The organism is Halomonas sp. N3-2A, from assembly GCF_002216165.1.
Classification (GTDB): Bacteria; Pseudomonadota; Gammaproteobacteria; order Pseudomonadales; family Halomonadaceae; genus Vreelandella.
The window spans coordinates 1,163,442-1,181,778 of sequence record NZ_CP022286.1; the positions used below are offsets into that span (position 1 = coordinate 1,163,442).

17 protein-coding genes are annotated in these 18,337 nt (G+C 52.0%); 13 read left to right on the forward strand and 4 right to left on the reverse strand.

Annotation, left to right across the window (positions count from 1 at the left end; all coding sequences use genetic code 11):
* Positions 1–2: 2 nt before the first annotated feature.
* The 11 genes from trpB (at position 3) to CEK60_RS05485 (ending at position 11,653) form a co-directional block, all read left to right on the forward strand.
* Positions 3–1,241, forward strand: a complete 1,239-nt coding sequence (trpB, locus tag CEK60_RS05435; protein ID WP_038483713.1) for a tryptophan synthase subunit beta — start codon at positions 3–5, stop codon at positions 1,239–1,241.
* A gap of 8 nt (positions 1,242–1,249) precedes the next feature.
* Positions 1,250–2,053, forward strand: coding sequence for a tryptophan synthase subunit alpha (gene trpA / locus CEK60_RS05440; protein WP_089038166.1), 804 nt, complete (start codon positions 1,250–1,252; stop codon positions 2,051–2,053).
* A gap of 90 nt (positions 2,054–2,143) precedes the next feature.
* Entirely contained in the window at positions 2,144–3,163 is a 1,020-nt protein-coding gene (accD, locus tag CEK60_RS05445) for an acetyl-CoA carboxylase, carboxyltransferase subunit beta (RefSeq protein WP_089038167.1), read from the forward strand.
* Positions 3,156–4,490, forward strand: coding sequence for a bifunctional tetrahydrofolate synthase/dihydrofolate synthase (gene folC, locus CEK60_RS05450; RefSeq protein WP_089038168.1), 1,335 nt, complete (start codon positions 3,156–3,158; stop codon positions 4,488–4,490). Before accD ends, folC begins: the two co-directional genes overlap by 8 nt.
* Before the next feature lie 42 nt (positions 4,491–4,532).
* Positions 4,533–5,162: an SPOR domain-containing protein gene (locus CEK60_RS05455; RefSeq protein WP_089038169.1), complete on the forward strand. Its 630-nt coding sequence runs from the start codon at positions 4,533–4,535 to the stop codon at positions 5,160–5,162.
* A 3-nt stretch (positions 5,163–5,165) separates the two neighbouring features.
* Positions 5,166–5,756 carry a CvpA family protein gene (locus CEK60_RS05460; RefSeq protein WP_089038170.1) on the forward strand — a complete coding sequence of 197 codons (591 nt, stop codon included), beginning with the start codon at positions 5,166–5,168 and terminating at the stop codon, positions 5,754–5,756.
* A gap of 167 nt (positions 5,757–5,923) precedes the next feature.
* Positions 5,924–7,447 carry an amidophosphoribosyltransferase gene (purF, locus tag CEK60_RS05465; protein ID WP_089038171.1) on the forward strand — a complete coding sequence of 508 codons (1,524 nt, stop codon included), beginning with the start codon at positions 5,924–5,926 and terminating at the stop codon, positions 7,445–7,447.
* Positions 7,448–7,505: 58 nt separating this feature from the next.
* Positions 7,506–8,705 (forward strand): O-succinylhomoserine sulfhydrylase, encoded by a 1,200-nt coding sequence (locus CEK60_RS05470; protein WP_089038172.1) that lies wholly within the window; start codon positions 7,506–7,508, stop codon positions 8,703–8,705.
* A gap of 236 nt (positions 8,706–8,941) precedes the next feature.
* Entirely contained in the window at positions 8,942–9,496 is a 555-nt protein-coding gene (locus CEK60_RS05475; RefSeq protein WP_089038173.1) for a cytochrome b, read from the forward strand.
* 72 nt (positions 9,497–9,568) lie between these two features.
* On the forward strand, positions 9,569–10,153 hold the full coding sequence (locus tag CEK60_RS05480; protein WP_089038174.1) for a YceI family protein: 585 nt from the start codon (positions 9,569–9,571) through the stop codon (positions 10,151–10,153).
* A gap of 165 nt (positions 10,154–10,318) precedes the next feature.
* Positions 10,319–11,653, forward strand: a complete 1,335-nt coding sequence (locus CEK60_RS05485; RefSeq protein WP_089040861.1) for an MATE family efflux transporter — start codon at positions 10,319–10,321, stop codon at positions 11,651–11,653.
* Between the two features lie 6 nt (positions 11,654–11,659).
* Here CEK60_RS05485 and CEK60_RS05490 read toward each other — a convergent pair whose 3' ends face one another.
* The 4 genes from CEK60_RS05490 to CEK60_RS05505 all read right to left on the reverse strand — a co-directional run bounded on the left by CEK60_RS05490 (position 11,660) and on the right by CEK60_RS05505 (position 15,852).
* Entirely contained in the window at positions 11,660–13,144 is a 1,485-nt protein-coding gene (locus tag CEK60_RS05490; RefSeq protein ID WP_089038175.1) for a uracil permease, read from the reverse strand.
* 250 nt (positions 13,145–13,394) lie between these two features.
* Positions 13,395–14,585 carry an amino acid aminotransferase gene (locus tag CEK60_RS05495; protein WP_089038176.1) on the reverse strand — a complete coding sequence of 397 codons (1,191 nt, stop codon included), beginning with the start codon at positions 14,583–14,585 and terminating at the stop codon, positions 13,395–13,397.
* Positions 14,586–14,924, reverse strand: coding sequence for a 4a-hydroxytetrahydrobiopterin dehydratase (locus tag CEK60_RS05500; RefSeq protein WP_089038177.1), 339 nt, complete (start codon positions 14,922–14,924; stop codon positions 14,586–14,588). It abuts the gene before it with no gap.
* Between the two features lie 28 nt (positions 14,925–14,952).
* Positions 14,953–15,852, reverse strand: a complete 900-nt coding sequence (locus tag CEK60_RS05505; RefSeq protein WP_089038178.1) for a GGDEF domain-containing protein — start codon at positions 15,850–15,852, stop codon at positions 14,953–14,955.
* Positions 15,853–16,163: 311 nt separating this feature from the next.
* On the opposite strand from CEK60_RS05505, the gene cobA reads away from it, so the two are divergent.
* Both cobA and CEK60_RS05515 read left to right on the forward strand, forming a co-directional pair.
* Entirely contained in the window at positions 16,164–16,934 is a 771-nt protein-coding gene (cobA, locus tag CEK60_RS05510) for a uroporphyrinogen-III C-methyltransferase (protein ID WP_089040862.1), read from the forward strand.
* Between the two features lie 159 nt (positions 16,935–17,093).
* The gene (locus CEK60_RS05515; RefSeq protein ID WP_089038179.1) at positions 17,094–18,218 is read left to right on the forward strand and encodes a kinesin; all 1,125 of its coding nucleotides are present in this window, start codon (positions 17,094–17,096) and stop codon (positions 18,216–18,218) included.
* Positions 18,219–18,337 lie beyond the last annotated feature (119 nt).

Consider the following 18,337-nt stretch of genomic DNA (forward strand, 5'->3'; position numbering starts at 1 on the left):
GTATGCCTGTGACTGTCTCAGCGACTGAAACCAAGTTCAGCGACCTGACCCGAATGCCGGATGCCCGTGGTCATTTTGGCCCCTACGGCGGCCGGTTTGTGTCGGAAACCCTGAGCTTTGCCCTGGAAGAGTTAGAGCAGACCTATTTGAGTCTGCGTGATGATCCCGATTTCCAGGCTGAGTTTGACCGTGACCTTGCCCATTATGTGGGGCGTCCATCGCCGCTTTACCATGCAGAGCGTTGGTCACAGTCGCTAGGTGGCGCGCAAATTTGGTTGAAGCGTGAAGACTTAAATCACACCGGTGCTCATAAGGTTAATAACACCATTGGCCAAGCGCTATTAGCCAAAAAAACCGGCAAGCCCAGGGTTATTGCTGAAACCGGAGCAGGCCAGCACGGTGTTGCTACGGCGACTGTGGCAGCTCGCTTAGGCCTGGAGTGTGACGTTTATATGGGGGCGGCAGACGTTCAGCGCCAGAAGCTGAACGTTTATCGTATGCGCCTATTGGGCGCACGTGTGATCCCGGTCGAATCAGGCACTCGTACGCTTAAAGACGCAATGAATGAAGCCTTGCGTGACTGGGTCACCAACGTTGATAACACGTTCTACATTATTGGCACTGTAGCGGGTCCGCACCCTTATCCGCAGTTGGTGCGTGATTTCAACTCGGTAGTGGGGCGTGAAGCGCGCCAACAGTCATTAGCGCAAATTGGGCGTTTGCCAGATGCGCTGATTGCCTGTGTGGGCGGTGGTTCCAACGCTTTGGGCCTATTCTATCCCTTCGTCGAAGATGATGCGGTGGCGATGTACGGTGTCGAAGCCGGTGGCGATGGTATCGAAACAGGCCGACATGCTGCGCCGCTTTCGACCAATGCGCCGCGTGGTGTTTTGCATGGCAACCGAACTTACTTAATGTCTGACGAAGCGGGACAAGTGTCAGACACGCACTCGATTTCTGCTGGCCTCGACTACCCAGGGGTTGGGCCTGAACACGCGCTATGGAAAGATGTTGGGCGAGTTAACTACGTAGCCGCAAACGATAAAGAAGTGCTGGAAGCGTTTCGTGAACTGACGCACATGGAAGGGATTATGCCAGCATTGGAATCCGCCCATGCGCTTGCTCATGCGAAGGTGCTGGCACCGACCATGCGCCCTGACCAGCATATCGTGGTCAACCTTTCTGGTCGTGGTGATAAAGATATCATGACCGTTGCGAACATCGATGGCATTGAGTTTTAAGGGCTAGCATGAACCGTATTGACCAGCGTTTTTCCGAATTAAAAGAGCAGGGTCGTAAGGCCCTGATTCCTTATATTACCGCCGGCGACCCTGCGCCTCAGTACACTGTGGGCTTTATGCATGCCCTGGTAGAGGCGGGGGCTGATATTATTGAGCTTGGCGTGCCGTTTTCAGACCCAATGGCCGATGGCCCGGTGATTCAAAAGGCCTGTGAGCGAGCGCTTAAGCAGGGCACTCGCTTGGTTGATCTGCTGGATATGGTCGCTGAGTTCCGCCAAGTGGATGCTAAAACGCCTATCGTGTTGATGGGGTATCTCAATCCGATAGAGCGGATTGGCTATGAAACGTTTGCTGATAAAGCGGCAAGCGTTGGCGTCGATGGCGTGCTCGTGGTAGATATGCCGCCTGAAGAGGCTGATGAGCTTGGCCCGCTGTTAAAAGCTCGCGATTTAGCAGCGATTTTCTTGGTTGCGCCTACCACTTCCAATGCTCGTGCCGCTACAATATGCGCCCACGGTGAGGGCTATCTCTATTATGTTTCGCTTAAGGGCGTTACCGGTGCTGCTACACTCAATGCTGACGATGTGGCAGAGCATCTCGCGCCCTTGCGCGAAATGACCGATTTGCCATTATGTGTTGGCTTCGGTATCCGCGATGGTGTGACCGCCGCTGAAGTGGCGAAAGTCGCTGATGGTGTGATTGTTGGCAGTGCGCTAGTGAACCGTATTGCAGAGAGCGTTGACGCACCTGAAACCATTGCTGGTCAGCTTAAAAGCGTGTTGGGCGACATGCGCACCGCGATGGATGCCTAAGCGCATTCCCTCATCGTCTACACTGAATTGATTGACGACACTCATCAAGCTTGGCGTTGCTAAGCATGACGTATACGGAAACTTTTTGATATGAGCTGGTTAGACAAGATTGTGCCCTCCATGGGGCGTATCCAGCGTAAAGACCGTCGCGCCAGCGTGCCCGATGGCCTCTGGCGTAAATGTCCCAAGTGCGAAGCGGTTCTCTATCTCCCTGAGCTTGAGAAGCACCACAGCGTCTGCCCCAAGTGCGACCACCATTTACGGTTGACCGCGCGTAAACGTTTGGACTGGTTTTTGGATAAAGAGAATCGCCAAGAGATTGCGGCTGAGATTGAGCCTAATGATCGCTTGAAATTTCGCGACTCTAAAAAATACAAAGATCGCTTAACGGCTGCCCAAAAAGAGACCGGTGAAAAAGATGCGCTGGTTGCTATGCGTGGCGAGCTAGACGGGCTTCCGGTTGTAGCTGTTGCGTTTGAATTTACCTTCATGGGTGGCTCAATGGGGGCGGTTGTGGGCGAGAAGTTTGTCCGCGCGGCAACCATTGCCCTTGAAGAGCGGCTTCCGCTGATCTGCTTTGCCGCTTCTGGTGGGGCACGGATGCAAGAAGCACTGTTTTCACTCATGCAGATGGCCAAAACCTCGGCAGCGCTTGAAAAGCTTAAGCAGTCGGGTGTGCCTTACATTTCTGTGCTGACAGATCCAGTGTTTGGCGGGGTATCCGCGTCGCTAGCGATGCTGGGCGATCTAAATATCGCCGAGCCCAATGCCTTGATTGGCTTTGCTGGCCCGCGCGTTATTGAGCAAACCGTCCGTGAAACGCTGCCGGAAGGTTTTCAGCGCAGTGAATTTCTGCTGGAACACGGCACCGTAGATATGATTGTGCATCGTCATGATATGCGTGCTCGTGTTGGTGGTGTGCTGCGTAAGCTGACGCATAATATCGCGCTGCCTAGCGAAGGTGATGTCAGTGACGACGCATCGATTGACGAGCCGTTGGTTGATGAAGCGCCAATAGCCGATGCTGTAGATGCAACAGACGTTGATACGCCTGAAACGCATAGCGAAGCCAGCACCGTTAAGAGCGACGATTCGACCCGCAATGTCTAAGTCTATAGCCCCTGAATCTTTAGCTTCTGACGCTTTAACTCCTGGGTCTTTAGCCGAATGGCTGCACTACCTTGAAACCCTGCACCCTGTAGGGATTGATATGGGGCTTGAGCGCGTAGCAGAAGTTGCCAAGCGCATGGGGTTGCTAAGTCGACCGATTGCAACACAGGTGATTACGGTGGCGGGTACGAATGGCAAGGGGTCAACCCTTGCCATGATGGATGCTGTCGCACGCACGCACGGTTTGCGGGTAGGTACTTATACTTCGCCCCATATAGTGCGCTATAACGAGCGCGTGACGATCAATGGTGACTATGCTGACGACCAGCGGCTAATGACTGGTTTCTCTCGCGTAGAGGAAGCTAGGCTACAAACGCCTGAAATTAGCTTAACCTATTTTGAGGCGGGAACGCTGTGCGCCCTCTGGTGCCTAGCACAGGAAAACCTCGACTTAGCGCTGCTCGAAGTTGGTCTGGGTGGGCGATTGGATGCCGTCAATATCATTGATGCAGACGTTGCTATTGTCACCACCATTGCTCAGGATCATGCCAATTTTTTGGGGTCTGATATTGCCCAAATTGGCCGGGAAAAAGCCGGCATCTTTCGTGCTGCAAAACCCGCCGTATTGGGCAGTCGACTGCTTCCCAGCAGTGTAGCAGAGGCTGCTGATGCGATTGCCGCTCCTGTTTACTGTCTTGGTGAGGCGTTTAGCCACTCAATTGCTGATGACTCTGCCGCTGATAGCCTGTCTGAATGGAGCTGGAGTGGACTGAGCTGCCAGGGAGAGGTTATTTCTCTGACAGACCTTCCTGATCCCGGTTTGCCGATTGATAATGCAGCAACGGCTCTCCAAGCATTGATACTTAGCGGATTAGCGGTGAATGCAGACGCATGCCGTCGTGCGCTTCATGAGGTGCAAGTGCCAGGACGTATGCAGTGGATAGGGCAGTGGTGCTTGGATGTCGGGCATAATCCTCATGCAGCCGATTATGTCGCTAGGCGACTCCCATCGGTGCCTGAAGGTGGCCGGCAGTGGGCGTTGATCGGCATGCTCAATGATAAAGACGCTGATGGTGTTATTAGCGCTTTGCTACCCCGCATTACTGACTGGGTATGCGTGACGTTGGAGGGTGAGCGTGGTCGGTCAGCTGCCGAATTGGCGGCGCGTATCACATCTCTGGGTGGGCGTGTACATCGTTGCGCCAGTTCCCCAGAGGCTGGAGTGCAGATAATGGCTGAGCAGTTGGCACCCTCCGACCGGGTGTTAGTTACCGGCTCGTTTTTTACAGTTGCGGCCTTGTTGGAAATAACACTGCCGCAAGCTTAATCGGCCTAACCGTTGTGCTCGCTAAGCTTGATGGAGAGGGATATGAAATACGGTAAAACGGAACGCATCAGTGGTATTGTCATTTTACTCGCGTTGCTGGCGATTTTCGTGCCGTGGTTGATGAGTGATCCTGCTCCCCGAGAAGAGCGCCCTCAGCCTACGTTTGTTATTGAACGGCCTGTTGAGGCAACACAGCAAGATGTTCCGGTTCCGCAAATGCCGTCATCTATCAACACGTCCTCAAGTGAAGGTCGTTCTGTAGATAGCGCGACCAATAGTGTGCCAATTGATGCCAATCCAAGGCAGCCACAAACCGATCAAGCCAGTAGTTCTAATGCTCAGAGTGCTGGAGCAGATGATCCAATTGCTGAGTTAATGGCTGCCAATAACCGTAATAATGCAACTACATCATCGAATGCTGCTGGCCCAACATCTTCTTCCCAAGGCGAGTGGGCCGTTCAAGTGGGCAGCTTTGGTGATGCGGGTAACGCAAGGCGACTAAGCGATCAGCTTACTCAGGCGGGGTTTAGCGCCTACCTACGTGAGCGCGATAATAACCTTACCTCTGTTTATGTTGGCCCTTATGCGACGTCTGAAGACGGCGAGTCTGCGATGGCGATTATTAAACAGCGTGCCAATGTACAGGGCCTGTTAGTGCGAGTGAGAAATTAACTTATGGCACTTACTTGGATAGACGCGCTTTTCCTGGCGGTGCTAGCACTTTCCATGCTGGCCGGCTTTATGCGCGGATTTGTCAGGGAAGCTCTTGGGCTGGCCGCATGGGTAGTCGCATTGTTGGTAGCGCGCGTCTTGGCAGAGCCGGTAGCAGATCTAATGAGCGGGTTCATCGACAGTTTCGATGCGCGCTTAGTGTTGGCATTTATTTTAGTGATTTTTGCAGTCATTTTACTTAGCGGGATTGTGATCCGCCTTGTTCATGCGGCGGTAGAGTGGGTCGGTATGGGGTTGCTTAACCGTTTTGCCGGTGCTGCTTTTGGGCTTACTCGTGGCGCTGTCATTTTATTGGTGGCAACCGTCCTTATTACACTAACGCCCTTGGCTGAGTTACAGGCTTGGCAAGAAGCTGAGCTACGGCCGACGTTTATTGAGCTGCGCGATTGGGCGGTAAGCCAGTTAGATCAATGGGAACGGGAGCTACCGCAAGCACCTGACTCGCTCCGCGATATTTCGTTGCCAGATTTCGGCGCTCAGGAAGAGCCAGTTCCACAGTCTTTTACGCCAACATCTGAAAATGGTGGCCAGTGAGTGCGCTGTTTAATGATGGCGCGACGTGATGTTTAGTTAGTAATACAGTTAGCTGCTGTCTACCAATGCCCGCTTTTGCGACCGAGAAATAGGCAGTGGCTTACATTCGTTTGATGAACGTACGGGTTTGCTACGGTGAACCATGGCACTAAAGCGAGGTAACTTGAATGTGCGGTATAGTGGGCCTTCTGGCCAAGCAGGCGGTAAATCAGGGAATCTATGATGCTCTGACCGTACTTCAGCATCGGGGTCAGGACGCTGCCGGCATGATGACTTGGAGCGAGGGACGCTTCCTACTGCGCAAGAGTAATGGGCTGGTTCGAGATGTGTTCCATACCCGCCACATGGCTCGCCTAAAAGGTAACCTTGGCATTGGTCACGTGCGTTATCCAACCGCAGGTTCCTCTAGCGAAGCTGAGTCTCAGCCGTTTTATGTCAACTCCCCCTACGGTATTGCGCTGGCTCACAACGGTAACCTGACTAACTCTGATCAGTTAAAGCAAGAACTTTTCTCGACGGACCTTCGTCACATCAATACCAGCTCTGACTCCGAAGTGTTGCTAAACGTATTTGCCCATGAGTTGGGCAAACAGGGTTTGCACCTGGAAGCCGAGGACATTTTTGATGCCGTTCGTAGAGTGCACCGGCGCTGCAAAGGCGGCTACGCGGCGGTCGCGATCATTAACGGTTTTGGTATGGTGGCATTTCGGGATCATCATGGCATTCGTCCTGTAGTGTTTGGTACTCGCCAAAGTGACGAGGGGCAGGAGGTCATGATTGCTTCGGAATCTGTCGCCTTAGATGTCGGCGGCTTTGAGCTGGAGCGTGACCTTTCGCCCGGTGAAGCGATTTTTGTCGACATGCAGGGGCAGATTCATACTCAGGTCTGTGCTGATCGACCTGTGCTGCGTTCCTGTATTTTTGAGCATGTCTATCTTGCGCGCCCCGACTCTATTCTTGATGGTGCCTACGTGTATGGCACGCGTATGCAGATGGGGCGCAAGCTTGGCGACCGCATTCTTAATGAATGGCCTGATCACGATATTGACGTTGTTATCCCAATTCCCGATACGTCGCGCACTTCTGCCCTTGAGATGGCGCAGCACTTAGGGGTGACCTATCGCGAAGGGTTTATGAAGAACCGCTATATTGGCCGCACGTTTATTATGCCTGGCCAAACGCAGCGTAAAAAATCGGTGCGTCAAAAACTGAATGCCATTGATGTCGAATTCAAAGGCAAAAATGTGCTGCTGGTGGATGACTCTATCGTGCGTGGAACCACCTGTAAGCAGATTATTCAGATGGCGCGCGATGCAGGGGCCCGTAAAGTGTATTTCGCCTCAGCTGCTCCGCCCGTTCGCTACCCTAATGTCTATGGCATTGATATGCCTGCGGCAAAAGAACTGATTGCGCATGGCCGCACAGAAGAAGAGGTTGGTCAGCTGATTGGTGCGGATCGAATTTTCTATCAAGACCTGGAAGATTTGAAAGCGGCTTGCCGTGAGGTTAATCCTGAAATGGATGAGTTTGACTGCTCTGTCTTCGACGGCAACTATGTCACTGGTGACATTGATGATGCCTACTTGGCGGTGCTTGAAGCGAGTCGTAATGACGCAGCCAAAGATCAAAGTGCGGGCGACCATGCGCTAGTGGGTATGCATAACCAAGATGATGACGATCTTGACGACTAATGCCGCGTATTAATAGCTCGTATTACAACTTTTATTGACGTTTTAAAGGTGCTCAGCCATGCATGATGATAGTCACCAGGACGATTGGTCGCTAGAGACCCTTGCCATTCGCGCGGGCCATCACCGTACGTTTGAGCAAGAGCATGCCGAGCCCATTTTTCCCACTTCAAGCTTTGTTTACGAAAGCGCGGCTGAAGCCGCGCGCAAGTTTGGGGGGCAGGAGCCGGGCAACGTCTATTCACGCTTTACTAATCCTACTGTGCATACGTTCGAGCGCCGTTTGGCGGCGCTTGAAGGTGGTGAGCGGTGCGTGGCAACAAGTTCGGGTATGTCGGCCATTTTATCGACGGCGTTGGCACTGCTAAGTGCCGGCGATGAAATCGTTGCATCGCGCTCGCTGTTTGGTTCTACCGTGAGTTTGTTTGACAAATACCTGGGCAAATTTGGTATCACGACTCGTTATGTAGAACTATCTAACGTTTCTGCCTGGGAAGAGGCCATCGGCCCAAATACCAAGCTGTTGTTTGCGGAAACACCGTCCAACCCGCTGTCTGAAGTCGCGGATATTCCAGCATTAGCCGAACTTGCTAAGCGAAGTGGTGCATTGTTGGCGATTGATAACTGCTTCTTAACACCGGCACTTCAGCAGCCAATTGCGCTTGGCGCTGACTTAGTCATCCATTCTGCAACGAAGTATCTGGATGGCCAGGGACGTGCTATTGGTGGCGCGGTGGTTGGTAAACACGACGTGTTGGAAGAAGTGTTTGGTGTGGTACGTACTTGCGGGCCTTGCCTGAGTCCCTTTAATGCGTGGATTTTCACCAAAGGGCTTGAAACCTTATCATTGCGCATGAAAGCACATTGCGAGAATGCGCTGACTTTGGCGCTCTGGCTAGATCAACACCCGGCCGTTAATAAAGTGCACTACAGTGGCTTAGAAGCCCATCCTCAGCATGCGCTTGCCAAAAAACAGCAGCAAGGGTTTGGTGCCGTATTGGGCTTTGAGGTGAAAGGTGGCCAGGAGGGAGCTTGGCAGGTCATTGATGCCACCAAAATGCTGTCTATAACGGGTAACCTCGGAGATGTTAAAACCACCATTACCCATCCAGCCACCACAACGCATGGACGTCTCTCCGATGTGCAGAAAGAAGCCGCAGGTATCGCCCCTGGGTTGATTCGCGTAGCGGTGGGGCTGGAAAGCCAGGCTGACATTCAGCGCGATCTTGCCGCTGGGTTGGATGCTTTGGCGGCTGGCTGAGCGATTCAAATAGCGTTTTGATAAGCCGGTCATTCGTGGCCGGTTTTTTTATTGCTTGCTTCGCTGACGGCGTTTTTGTAACTACAACATTTAGCAATGTTTTTAACAAACGTTTTTTACGAATGGTGTGTTCTGCTTTTTTCAGCAGTGTTTTGATCATTAAGACGGTATGCTTTAGGTAGAAATGTGCTTACAGCAGGCATGACCAATTGCTGTTTAGAACGAGGAAAGCAAGGATGTGGCGGAACACGCAGAGTGGATGGGGAGTCATTAGTATTGCTCTTCACTGGCTTAGTGCACTAACGATTGTGGGGTTGTTTGTTCTTGGCTGGTGGATGACAGATCTTGGTTACTACGATACATGGTATAACCAAGGGCCGTGGGTGCATCGCTCGATTGGTATCTTGTTGTTAATTGCTACCTTTGCTCGCTTGATATGGCGCTTAATTCAACCAACGCCTCATGCAGAGGGTAGTCGCTTTGAACGTCTAGCTGCCCATGCTGGCCACATAATGTTGTATGTCTTGTTATTGTTAGTGCTTGTTAGTGGCTATTTGATTTCTACCGCCAATGGGCGCGGAATTAGCGTGTTTGATTGGTTTGAAGTGCCGGCACTGCTTCACGGGCTTCCTGATCAAGCTAGTCTGGCAGGCGATGTGCACTGGTACAGCGCCCTGGCGCTTATGGTATTGGCCGCAGGGCATGCGCTAGCCGCGATGAAGCATCATTGGTGGGATCGCCACTCGACACTCGTGCGGATGGTTAATCCTGCTCATGGCCGCAAGCAATAATGGAATTTTTTTGTCCACTGCGCTGATAGTTTGCTCGTAGTGTTTATTAGGAAAATAAAGGAGATTTCCACGATGTTAAAGAAAACCGCTTTTGCTGCTGCAATTGCCGCCGCTTCGCTAGCGACGTTCAGCCAAGCGCAAGCAGCAGAATATCAAATTGATACTGAAGGCCAGCACGCCTTTGTTCAGTTCAAAATTAGCCACCTCGGCTTTTCCTATATTCTGGGTACTTTCGAAGAGTTTGACGGTCAATTTTCATATGACCCCGAGGATTTAGAAGCCTCTTCTGTAGAAATGGAAGTGCAGGTGGGAAGCCTGAGCACTAATCATGCAGAGCGTGATCGTCACTTCTTAAGCAGCGATTTTCTTGATGCCAGCGAATATCCTACGGCAACTTTCACTTCAACAGGTTTTGAATCAACGGGTGAAAATGAAGGCGTCGTAACCGGTGAGTTAACGCTTCATGGCGAGACGCAGGAAATTGAAATGCCTGTTACCTTGATGGGCGAAGGTGATGACCCCTGGGGCAATTACCGTGCAGGTTTTGAAGGCAGCACCATGTTAACGCTGGGTGATTTCGGTATTGATATGAGTGACTTCCCAGAAGCGATGCACGAGCTGGAGCTTTACGTGACGTTTGAAGGCATTCGTCAGTAAGCGAGCGTAAGCAGAAAGCGCCATCACCCTTGCCTGGGTGGTGGCGCTTTTGCGTTGGGAGTTACCAGAAACAACTTACATCTCGTAGGTTGTCAGTATTGTTAACTAGGTGGCGTTCACCGCTATCTACTCTGTTTTGAGGATTTCTCTTTGGCAGCGGTCATTATGCAGCAACGCGAGCTGGCGATAACCTTATGGCGTCAAACGTGGCCGATGGCCATTGGTGTGTTGGCGCTATTGGGTTTCCAGCTTGTAGATAGTGCTTTTATTGCCCGTTTGGGAACAGCGCCCTTGGCCGCTCAGTCGTTTACCTTTCCGTTGTCCTTTCTGATTATTGGCATTCAAGTGGGAATGGGGATCGCGATTGCGGCGCTTATTTCCCGCGCCTTAGGCGCTGGAGAAGACGTTCGAGCGAAGCGGTTAAGCAGCCTTGTGCTAATTGCCGGTGGGCTTGTCATCGGCCTACTAGTCATTGCGCTTTGGTTTCTTCAAGTGCCCATATTTAGGCTGTTAGGTGCCGATGATAGCGCGCTGGTTTATATACGCGCTTACTGGGGGCCACAGCTATTTTCAGCTTGGCTAGGCGCGCTGCTCTATTTTATCTATAGCGTGTTTCGTGCTCACGGCGATACACGGCTGCCAGGTAAGATGATGGTGCTCAGTAGCCTTATTAACCTGGGATTGGACCCGCTATTTATTTTTGGTATTGGTTCTTGGCAGGGCTGGGGGCTAGCGGGCGCGGCTTGGGCGACCGCCATTGCATTTTTTGTGGGGCTGTTATTCAGCAGTATTAAACTAAAGCATCAAAAGTGGACGACGAATACCGCGCTATGGCAAGAAGCTAGTCGCTCGTGGCGGCTTTTTACCGGTATCGCTGCTCCCGCGATGGTTAGTCAGTTAATGCCGCCACTGGCGGCGATGTTGGCGATTGCGGCTGTTGCTAGCCTAGGAGATACCCAGGTGGCGGCTTGGGGGCTTGCCAGCCGCCTAGAAACGGTTTCGCTGATGGTGATATTGGCGATGACGATGTCGCTACCACCATGGCTTGGGCGTTGCTATGGGGCGGGCGACTGGGGACAGATTCAGCAGCTGATGCGCTTGGCAGTGAATGTCGCGTTGATATGGCAGCTTAGCCTGGGGCTGTTGCTGGCGCTGGCTTCACCCTGGGTGGCTATGGTGTTAGCCGGGAACCAGGAGGTGCAAAGTGAGCTCGCGCTGCTAATTCGCTTTTTGTTGCCAAGTTATGCTGCGCTGGGCGTGTGTATGCTGGTGGTGTCTGCAGGTAACGCTCTCGGCTGGCCACTTAGAGCAATGCTGCTTTCAAGCGCACGCTTGTTTATTTGCTATCTACCATGTTTATGGTTGGGTGCGCAGTTGTTTGGCTGGACAGGCTTAGCCGCTGGCGCGGCATTGGGTAACGTGTTGGCAGGTATGGTTGCTTGGATAGTGCTCAAGCGCATTTTATCCCGCCCGCATCGGCAGGCGGGATTCAGCAAGTAATGCCGTTTAGTGCTTCTTAGGGGCTTCCTGGAATGAGAAGTACATAAACAGTAATGCCATGCCCAAGTAACCCATGACAAATTCAGGCGCCGCGTTAAAGGCCAGTTTTGGGGCGTGCATCAGTCCTACAAATGAGAAGCCTGCCGCAATGGCGGCGAATGCGGCTGCACGCCGGAACTGATGGTCGATCACCGACACTGTCATTGCCCCTAGGAAGATGGCCATAAACATCGCACCTTGTCCCATGACAACAATGGCACTGGAAATATCGCTGACGACGTCACCAGCACCCCGGTTGAAGCGTGTCATCACGTAGTTGGCAAAGTAGGGCAGCATCGCCAGCGCAATGGCCGGGTAATAGCGGGTATCGTTCGCTTGAAACGCAGTGGCTATCATCGACATGCCGACAAATACCAAGATAGGGGCCACTACTGAGACCGGAATAATGGCCGCTAAGGCAGCGATCAGGCCAAACATGGTGGCGAGGGCATAAACGGCACCGTTTAAAATGCTGTAGCCTCGTCCTGCGCCCATCCATTTCGCGCCCACCGTGGCGATATAAACAGTTGTCGGGAATACGCCGCCAAATAGAGCGCCGATCATCGTGCCTGCTCCATCCACTGCCTGGCACTCACGCACATCGTATTTATCGCCAGCCGCTTCCATCGCTTCAACGTTATTCATGGTTTCAATAGCGTTATAGAGGGTGATGGGGAGTACGACAGTAAGTACGGCCAGCATGCCGCTAAACAGCAAGCCTAACCCTTCATACCATGCCAAATTAGGCAGCAGGGGGTAGAACCCTAAATGGGTAAAAGCATCGCTAAAGCGTTCGCTGCCCGCATCGCCAATCAAATATGCCATCGCAGTACCGACCACAATGGCAAACAGCGATGTCGGTAGCTTAAACGGCATGCTGACGCGTGCCACAAGACCAACAATGATAATGCCGAGCACCAGAAGTCCAATGATAGGCATTTCCAAGGTTTTAAATAGCATCTCGCCGGCAATAAAGGTGAGTGCGACGCCAGCAACAGCGCCCAACATGGCGGCCCGTGGGAGGTGATACTGCACCCAGCGGCCAACGATGCTAATCAAGGCTTCTATTGCGCCACTAATAAAGCAGGCGGCCACGGCAACTTTCCAGGCTAACTCCGCGTCACCGGTTAACTGCTTGGCGGGGAGCAATACGCCGAATAGAAACACAAACATGACCGGCGTGGAGATGCCGTAGGAGAGCGCGGTGACATCACTGCGGTTTTCTTTTCGTGCGAGCCTAGCGGCACTCCATGCGTAATAAAAATTACCTGCCATGACTGCCACTGCGGCACCAGGCAACACCTGACCATACACAATGGATGTGGGGAACCCCATGCCCAGCATGGTAATTGCGATAATGACAAAGTTGGCAATATTGTTTTGAAACAGCGCGAAGAACGCGTCGGTGTCTTCTTTTTTGTACCACGGATAGTGAGTGCCGACAGCCGCCATGTTAGGCCTCTTAGTTATGGTGTGTTGTATACAAGGCTATGCTGAGTGTGCCGAAGATTTGACTGATCGGTCAAGCATTGCGTTGTAGCGGACGCCGCACGGGCGCCCCAGGCTCTGGCGGCAAGCGGGCAATTGTACATAACAATCGCTTGCCTGTTCAGTGGCTTATCTTCAATTCATCTACAAAAACGCCCAGGCAATTTGCCTGGGCGTTTTAGCTGTTGACACTAAGGTTAACAACTCACTGGCGTTATTCGTTAACGGCAGCGATGGCCTTAGCGAGGTAAGGTAAATTCTCGTGTGAGAATCCTGCAACGTTGGCACGGCCAGAGCGCACCATGTAAATACCGAACTCATCACGCAGGCGGTCTACTTGCTCCGGAGTTAAACCGGTGTAAGAGAACATGCCGCGCTGCTCTGCAACGCATGCATATTTTTCAGCAAGGCCGTAAGGCTTAAGGGCTTCAACGAAGTCGCGACGCAGCGTATTGATGCGATCACGCATTTCGGTCAGCTCTTCACGCCACATTGCAGACAGCTCAGCGTCGTGGAGAATTTCGCTAACAATCGCGCCGCCGTGGGCGGGAGGGTTAGAGTAGTTCTCACGGGCCACAATGGCAGCCTGAGAGCGAACGTTCTCCATCTGCTCGGCGTCTTTTGCAATTAGGATCAAGCAGCCAGTGCGTTCGCAGTAAATGCCAAAGTTCTTTGAGCAGGAGCTGGTGATGATAACTTCATCAAGGTTTTCGGCCAGCAGACGAACACCATAGGCATCTTCGTCCAGGCCTTCCCCGAAACCTTGGTAAGCAAAGTCAACCAATGGCAGCAGTTTGCGCTCGCTCAGTACTGCCATTACTTCATGCCACTGATCTTTAGACAGGTCAAAGCCGGTCGGGTTGTGGCAGCAGGCGTGAAGCACCACAACGTCGCCTTCAGGAATCTTTTTCAGTGCCGCTAACATGCCATCGAAATCAAGGCGGTTGTCAGCATCAACGTAGGGGTACTTGTGAAGCTCGATACCTGCAGCGGTGAAAATGCCGTGATGGTTTGGCCAAGTAGGATCGCTGACCCAGATTCCTTTTCCAGGAAGCTGGTGAGCAATAAAGTCAGCGGCTAAGCGTAGTGCACCTGTTCCACCAGGAGACTGGGTAGCGCTCGCGCGGTTGGCTTTCAATACGGAAGAATCTGCACCTAATACCATAGGCAGCACAGCATCACCGTAAGCAGGGGCACCGTGAGAGCCAATATAGGTCTTGGTGGTTTCATTCTTGAGCAGGCGAGCTTCTGCTTCCTTGACAGCGCGCATGACCGGCGTATTGCCTTGTGCATCGCGATATACGCCAACCCCTAAATCGACTTTCTGGGGATTGGTGTCTTTTTTGAAAGCTTCGATCAGCCCGAGAATGGCATCTCCTGGGACTCGCTCAATTTGCTCAAACATTTATTCGGCTACCTCGTCGGTTCTGGCGGCAAGAATGAAATCATTAAGATGCAGGCCCTTTATTGCATGAGACCACCATGTCACGGTGGTTTTACCCCACTCAGTAACAATGACAGGATGGTGCCCAGCCTGCTCTGCTATATCGCCAACGCGCTGGGTGAATGCCAGGGCATCGGCAAAGTTGCGAAACGTAAACTGTCTCGTCAGCTTCATGATGCCATCGTGGTCAACAATCTGCCACTCTGAAAGCGCTGCTAGATGGGGTTGGCATGCGCTATAAGTGAGCGGTATGGCATTACCACTGCAAGGTTCGCAGGTTTTCTGAGCTAGCGTTGTCATGGGTTGCCTCCTTTGGGTATTGCTCAAATCAGGATAGAAGGCATACGCAGTCGCGACCAACCTCTTTCGCGCTGTATAACGCTTGATCAGCGCGCTCTATTAAGTTGGCTAAAGGCTCACCGCACCGATACTCCGCTACACCAATGCTCACGGTTACTTGGCCGGCACCGATTCCAAAATCGTAGCTTGAGATGGCATGTCGGAGACGGTCAGCGAGTTTATGGCATTGCTGCAGCGGTGTAAGCGGCAACACGACCATAAACTCTTCACCGCCAAGTCTTGCCACCATATCTTCGCAGCGCAGGAGTTGCTGAGTTTGCACGGCAAGTTGTTCAAGTACGCTATCGCCCTGCAAGTGTCCCCAACGATCATTGAGCTGTTTAAAATGATCTATATCTACCATCATGATAGATAAAGGCGTCCCATGCCGCGTGCTTAATGAGGCTAGGTGCGTTAAGTGCACCATGAGTTTGCGACGGTTAGGCAATCCCGTTAAAGGGTCGGTGTCGCAGAGTTTTCTTAGTCGCTGCTCTTCAGCGACTTGATCAGTAATATCCATCATGATGCCGCTCCAGCGAACACCATTGGATGCCGGGGAGGGGTTAGCACTTACCGCAATCCAGTGCGGCTTTCCTTTAGGGAAGGGGAGGCGGAAGCGAGTCGTGAGCGGTAGCATCCAGCGTGCAGATCGCTCAATAGATGACATTATTTTGGGGTGATCGTGACCGGTTAGGTGTTCAATAAGTTGGCCAGCGTCATGCGCTAATTGTTGTCGGTCGATGTGTGCCAGCGCCTCGCCCCCGCCTTCCAGGTAGGGAAAGTGCATACGGCCGCAGTGTGATCGATAGAATTGAAAAATAACCCCAGGTATCTGGGATATCAGGCTATCAGTACTTTGCGGTACTGGGGCTGTATCATTCACGAGCATGCGTGAAGCTCCAAAGCATATGCCAAATAAAAATTAATCGTAAAGGTTAGCCCTAAAAACGTAACTAATATGTAAGCCATTACTGACAATGCTTGCTTTTTTTAAAATCAATTGATCTATATATATTCTATAAAGGAATTTTGGTGTGACGTTCAGTGTCTTCCATAGAAACTTTGGCGCGACACAGGAAGGCCTATTGCTTTTTAATAGATTGGATCATTTTTTATTGTCGGGGTGTTTCTTTGAGCGAAGTAAAAGCAGCCACTATAAAGACAGGCCACTCGGCTAGCGCTCAAAAAGTTGGCGGTGGTTTGGTAAGTTTGGTCGGTGCTGGCCCAGGGGATCCAGAGCTATTGACGTTGAAAGCGTATAAGCGGCTTCAGGTAGCAGAAGTGGTGCTCTACGACCGCCTCGTTAGCGATGAAGTGCTAGCCCTGATTGGGCCTAAGGCTGAGCGGTTTTACGTTGGCAAGGCGAAGGCGTTGCACAGCGTCCCTCAAAATGAAATTAACCAGACATTGGTGGCTTGGGCCAGGCAAGGTAAGCAAGTTGTGCGTCTCAAGGGGGGAGATCCCTTCATTTTTGGCCGAGGTGGAGAAGAATTAGAAACGCTCATGGCTGAAAATGTGGTGGTAGAAGTCATCCCGGGTATTACAGCGGCATCCGGTTGTGCCGCTTATGCAGGCATTCCTCTGACACACCGAGACCATGCGCAGTCGGTTCGCTTAGTCACGGGCCACTTGCAACATGGAGAGAGCACGCTTGATTGGCAGGCGTTAGCTAGCCCTGGACAAACCTTGGTATTTTATATGGGGCTGAGCAACTTAGAGGCCATTTGCCAGGCTTTGATGGACCATGGTCTCGCATCCAGCACCCCTTTGGCGCTGATTGAACAGGGCACAACACAGCACCAATGTACGCATATTGGTTCTTTGCAACAGCTGCCTGAAGCATTTCACCAAGGTGAGATTACGCCGCCTACGTTATTGATTATTGGTAGTGTTGTGTCGTTACACGCCACGCTTTCTTGGTTTGAGGTTGCCGCTGCGGATGCGATAGGCTTTAAGGAAAGTAACCACTAGGCTAACCAACAAGCGGCTAACCGTATGCGCCGTTAGTCATATACGTTGTTCGCTGGCTAGATGTTGCTAGATGTGTATGCTAGTAAAAGAATGTCAGGTGCTAAATGTCTATCAACGCTGCTGATATCGGTAGCCTAATAAAGAAGAGAGGGACGCAGTATGCCAGAAGCAAACCACTCGGATAATCAAGCGCCAGCGAGTAAGCCAGACATGAAAACGCTGTTTAAAGACAACCGTGTCAAAGGTATTGCTGGTATTGCCGCCATTGCTGTTATTTGGGCAATTATGGCGCAATCGAACTCGGGCACACGGCAAGAGCGTGTCGAAACGTTAGAGGGCCAGTTAGCCAGCGTCGAGCAAGATAATAACCAGCTTAGCCAGCGAATTGCGGAAGTTGAGCAAGCTGAGACCGATTTAAGTGCAATGCGTGAGGAAATGGCATCGCTGGAAGAGCAGCAGGCTCAGGCACAAAGCGATCTAGAGACCGCTCAGGGTGAGACAAATGCGGTGCAATCGCGTCTTGAAGAACTAGTCGCTGAGCGTGATGCACTTCAGCAAGAAGTCGATGCGTTAAGCGAGCAAGTAGAGAGCGCTGAAGCTGACCTGCAATCACTAAAAGAAGAACGTGATCAAGTGGTAAGCGCGCGAGACCAGGCTGAGTCTGCTCGCCAGGAAGCTGAAGAAGCTCGTCAAAGTGCCGAAGAGTCCCGCCAAGAAGCGGAATCGGCACGTCAGCAAGCTGAACAAGAGCGTCAGGAGGCCGTTGACGAGCTTCGTGCCGCTCAAGAGGAACTGTCGGGTTTAGAAACCCAGATTAGTGAAGCTAGCGAACAGCTGTCCGGTACTGAGGAAGAGGTGTCAGCCGTTCAAAGTGAATTAGATAATTTGCAAAGCGAGCGTGACTCGCTCACCAGTGAGCGGGATGAGTTGCAAAGCGAGGTTGATTCGTTAACTCAACTGCGTGAAGAAGAGCAACAGAGCCTCGACCAAGTGCGCAGCGAGATGGATGATCTCATGGTCGCGCTGGATATTGGTCGTGAAGAACTAGCTAACGTTGAAAGTGATATTGAGGCTCGTGAAGGTCAGCTTGCACGCCTGGAAACCCAGCTCAGTGACTGGCGTGACGAGCTTTCTTCGTTGGAGGGTCGCTTACATGTAAACGATGCGGCGAATGACGAAGTGCCTTCTTTGACAGATGAAGAGAGTGGCAGCGCTGATTCGAATGGTTCTGAGCAAGCTGAAGAAGCAAGTTCTGAAGAGCAGGGCCAACAAAACAGTAACTGATCTATACACTTGATCGTGCGCTGATTGCTAGCGTAATAAAGCGGATGTAGGCAGCCCCTGCATCCGCTTTTTGCATGTTGGTTTAGAAATGGGCCGCCTAGGAGTATCATTCAAACCAC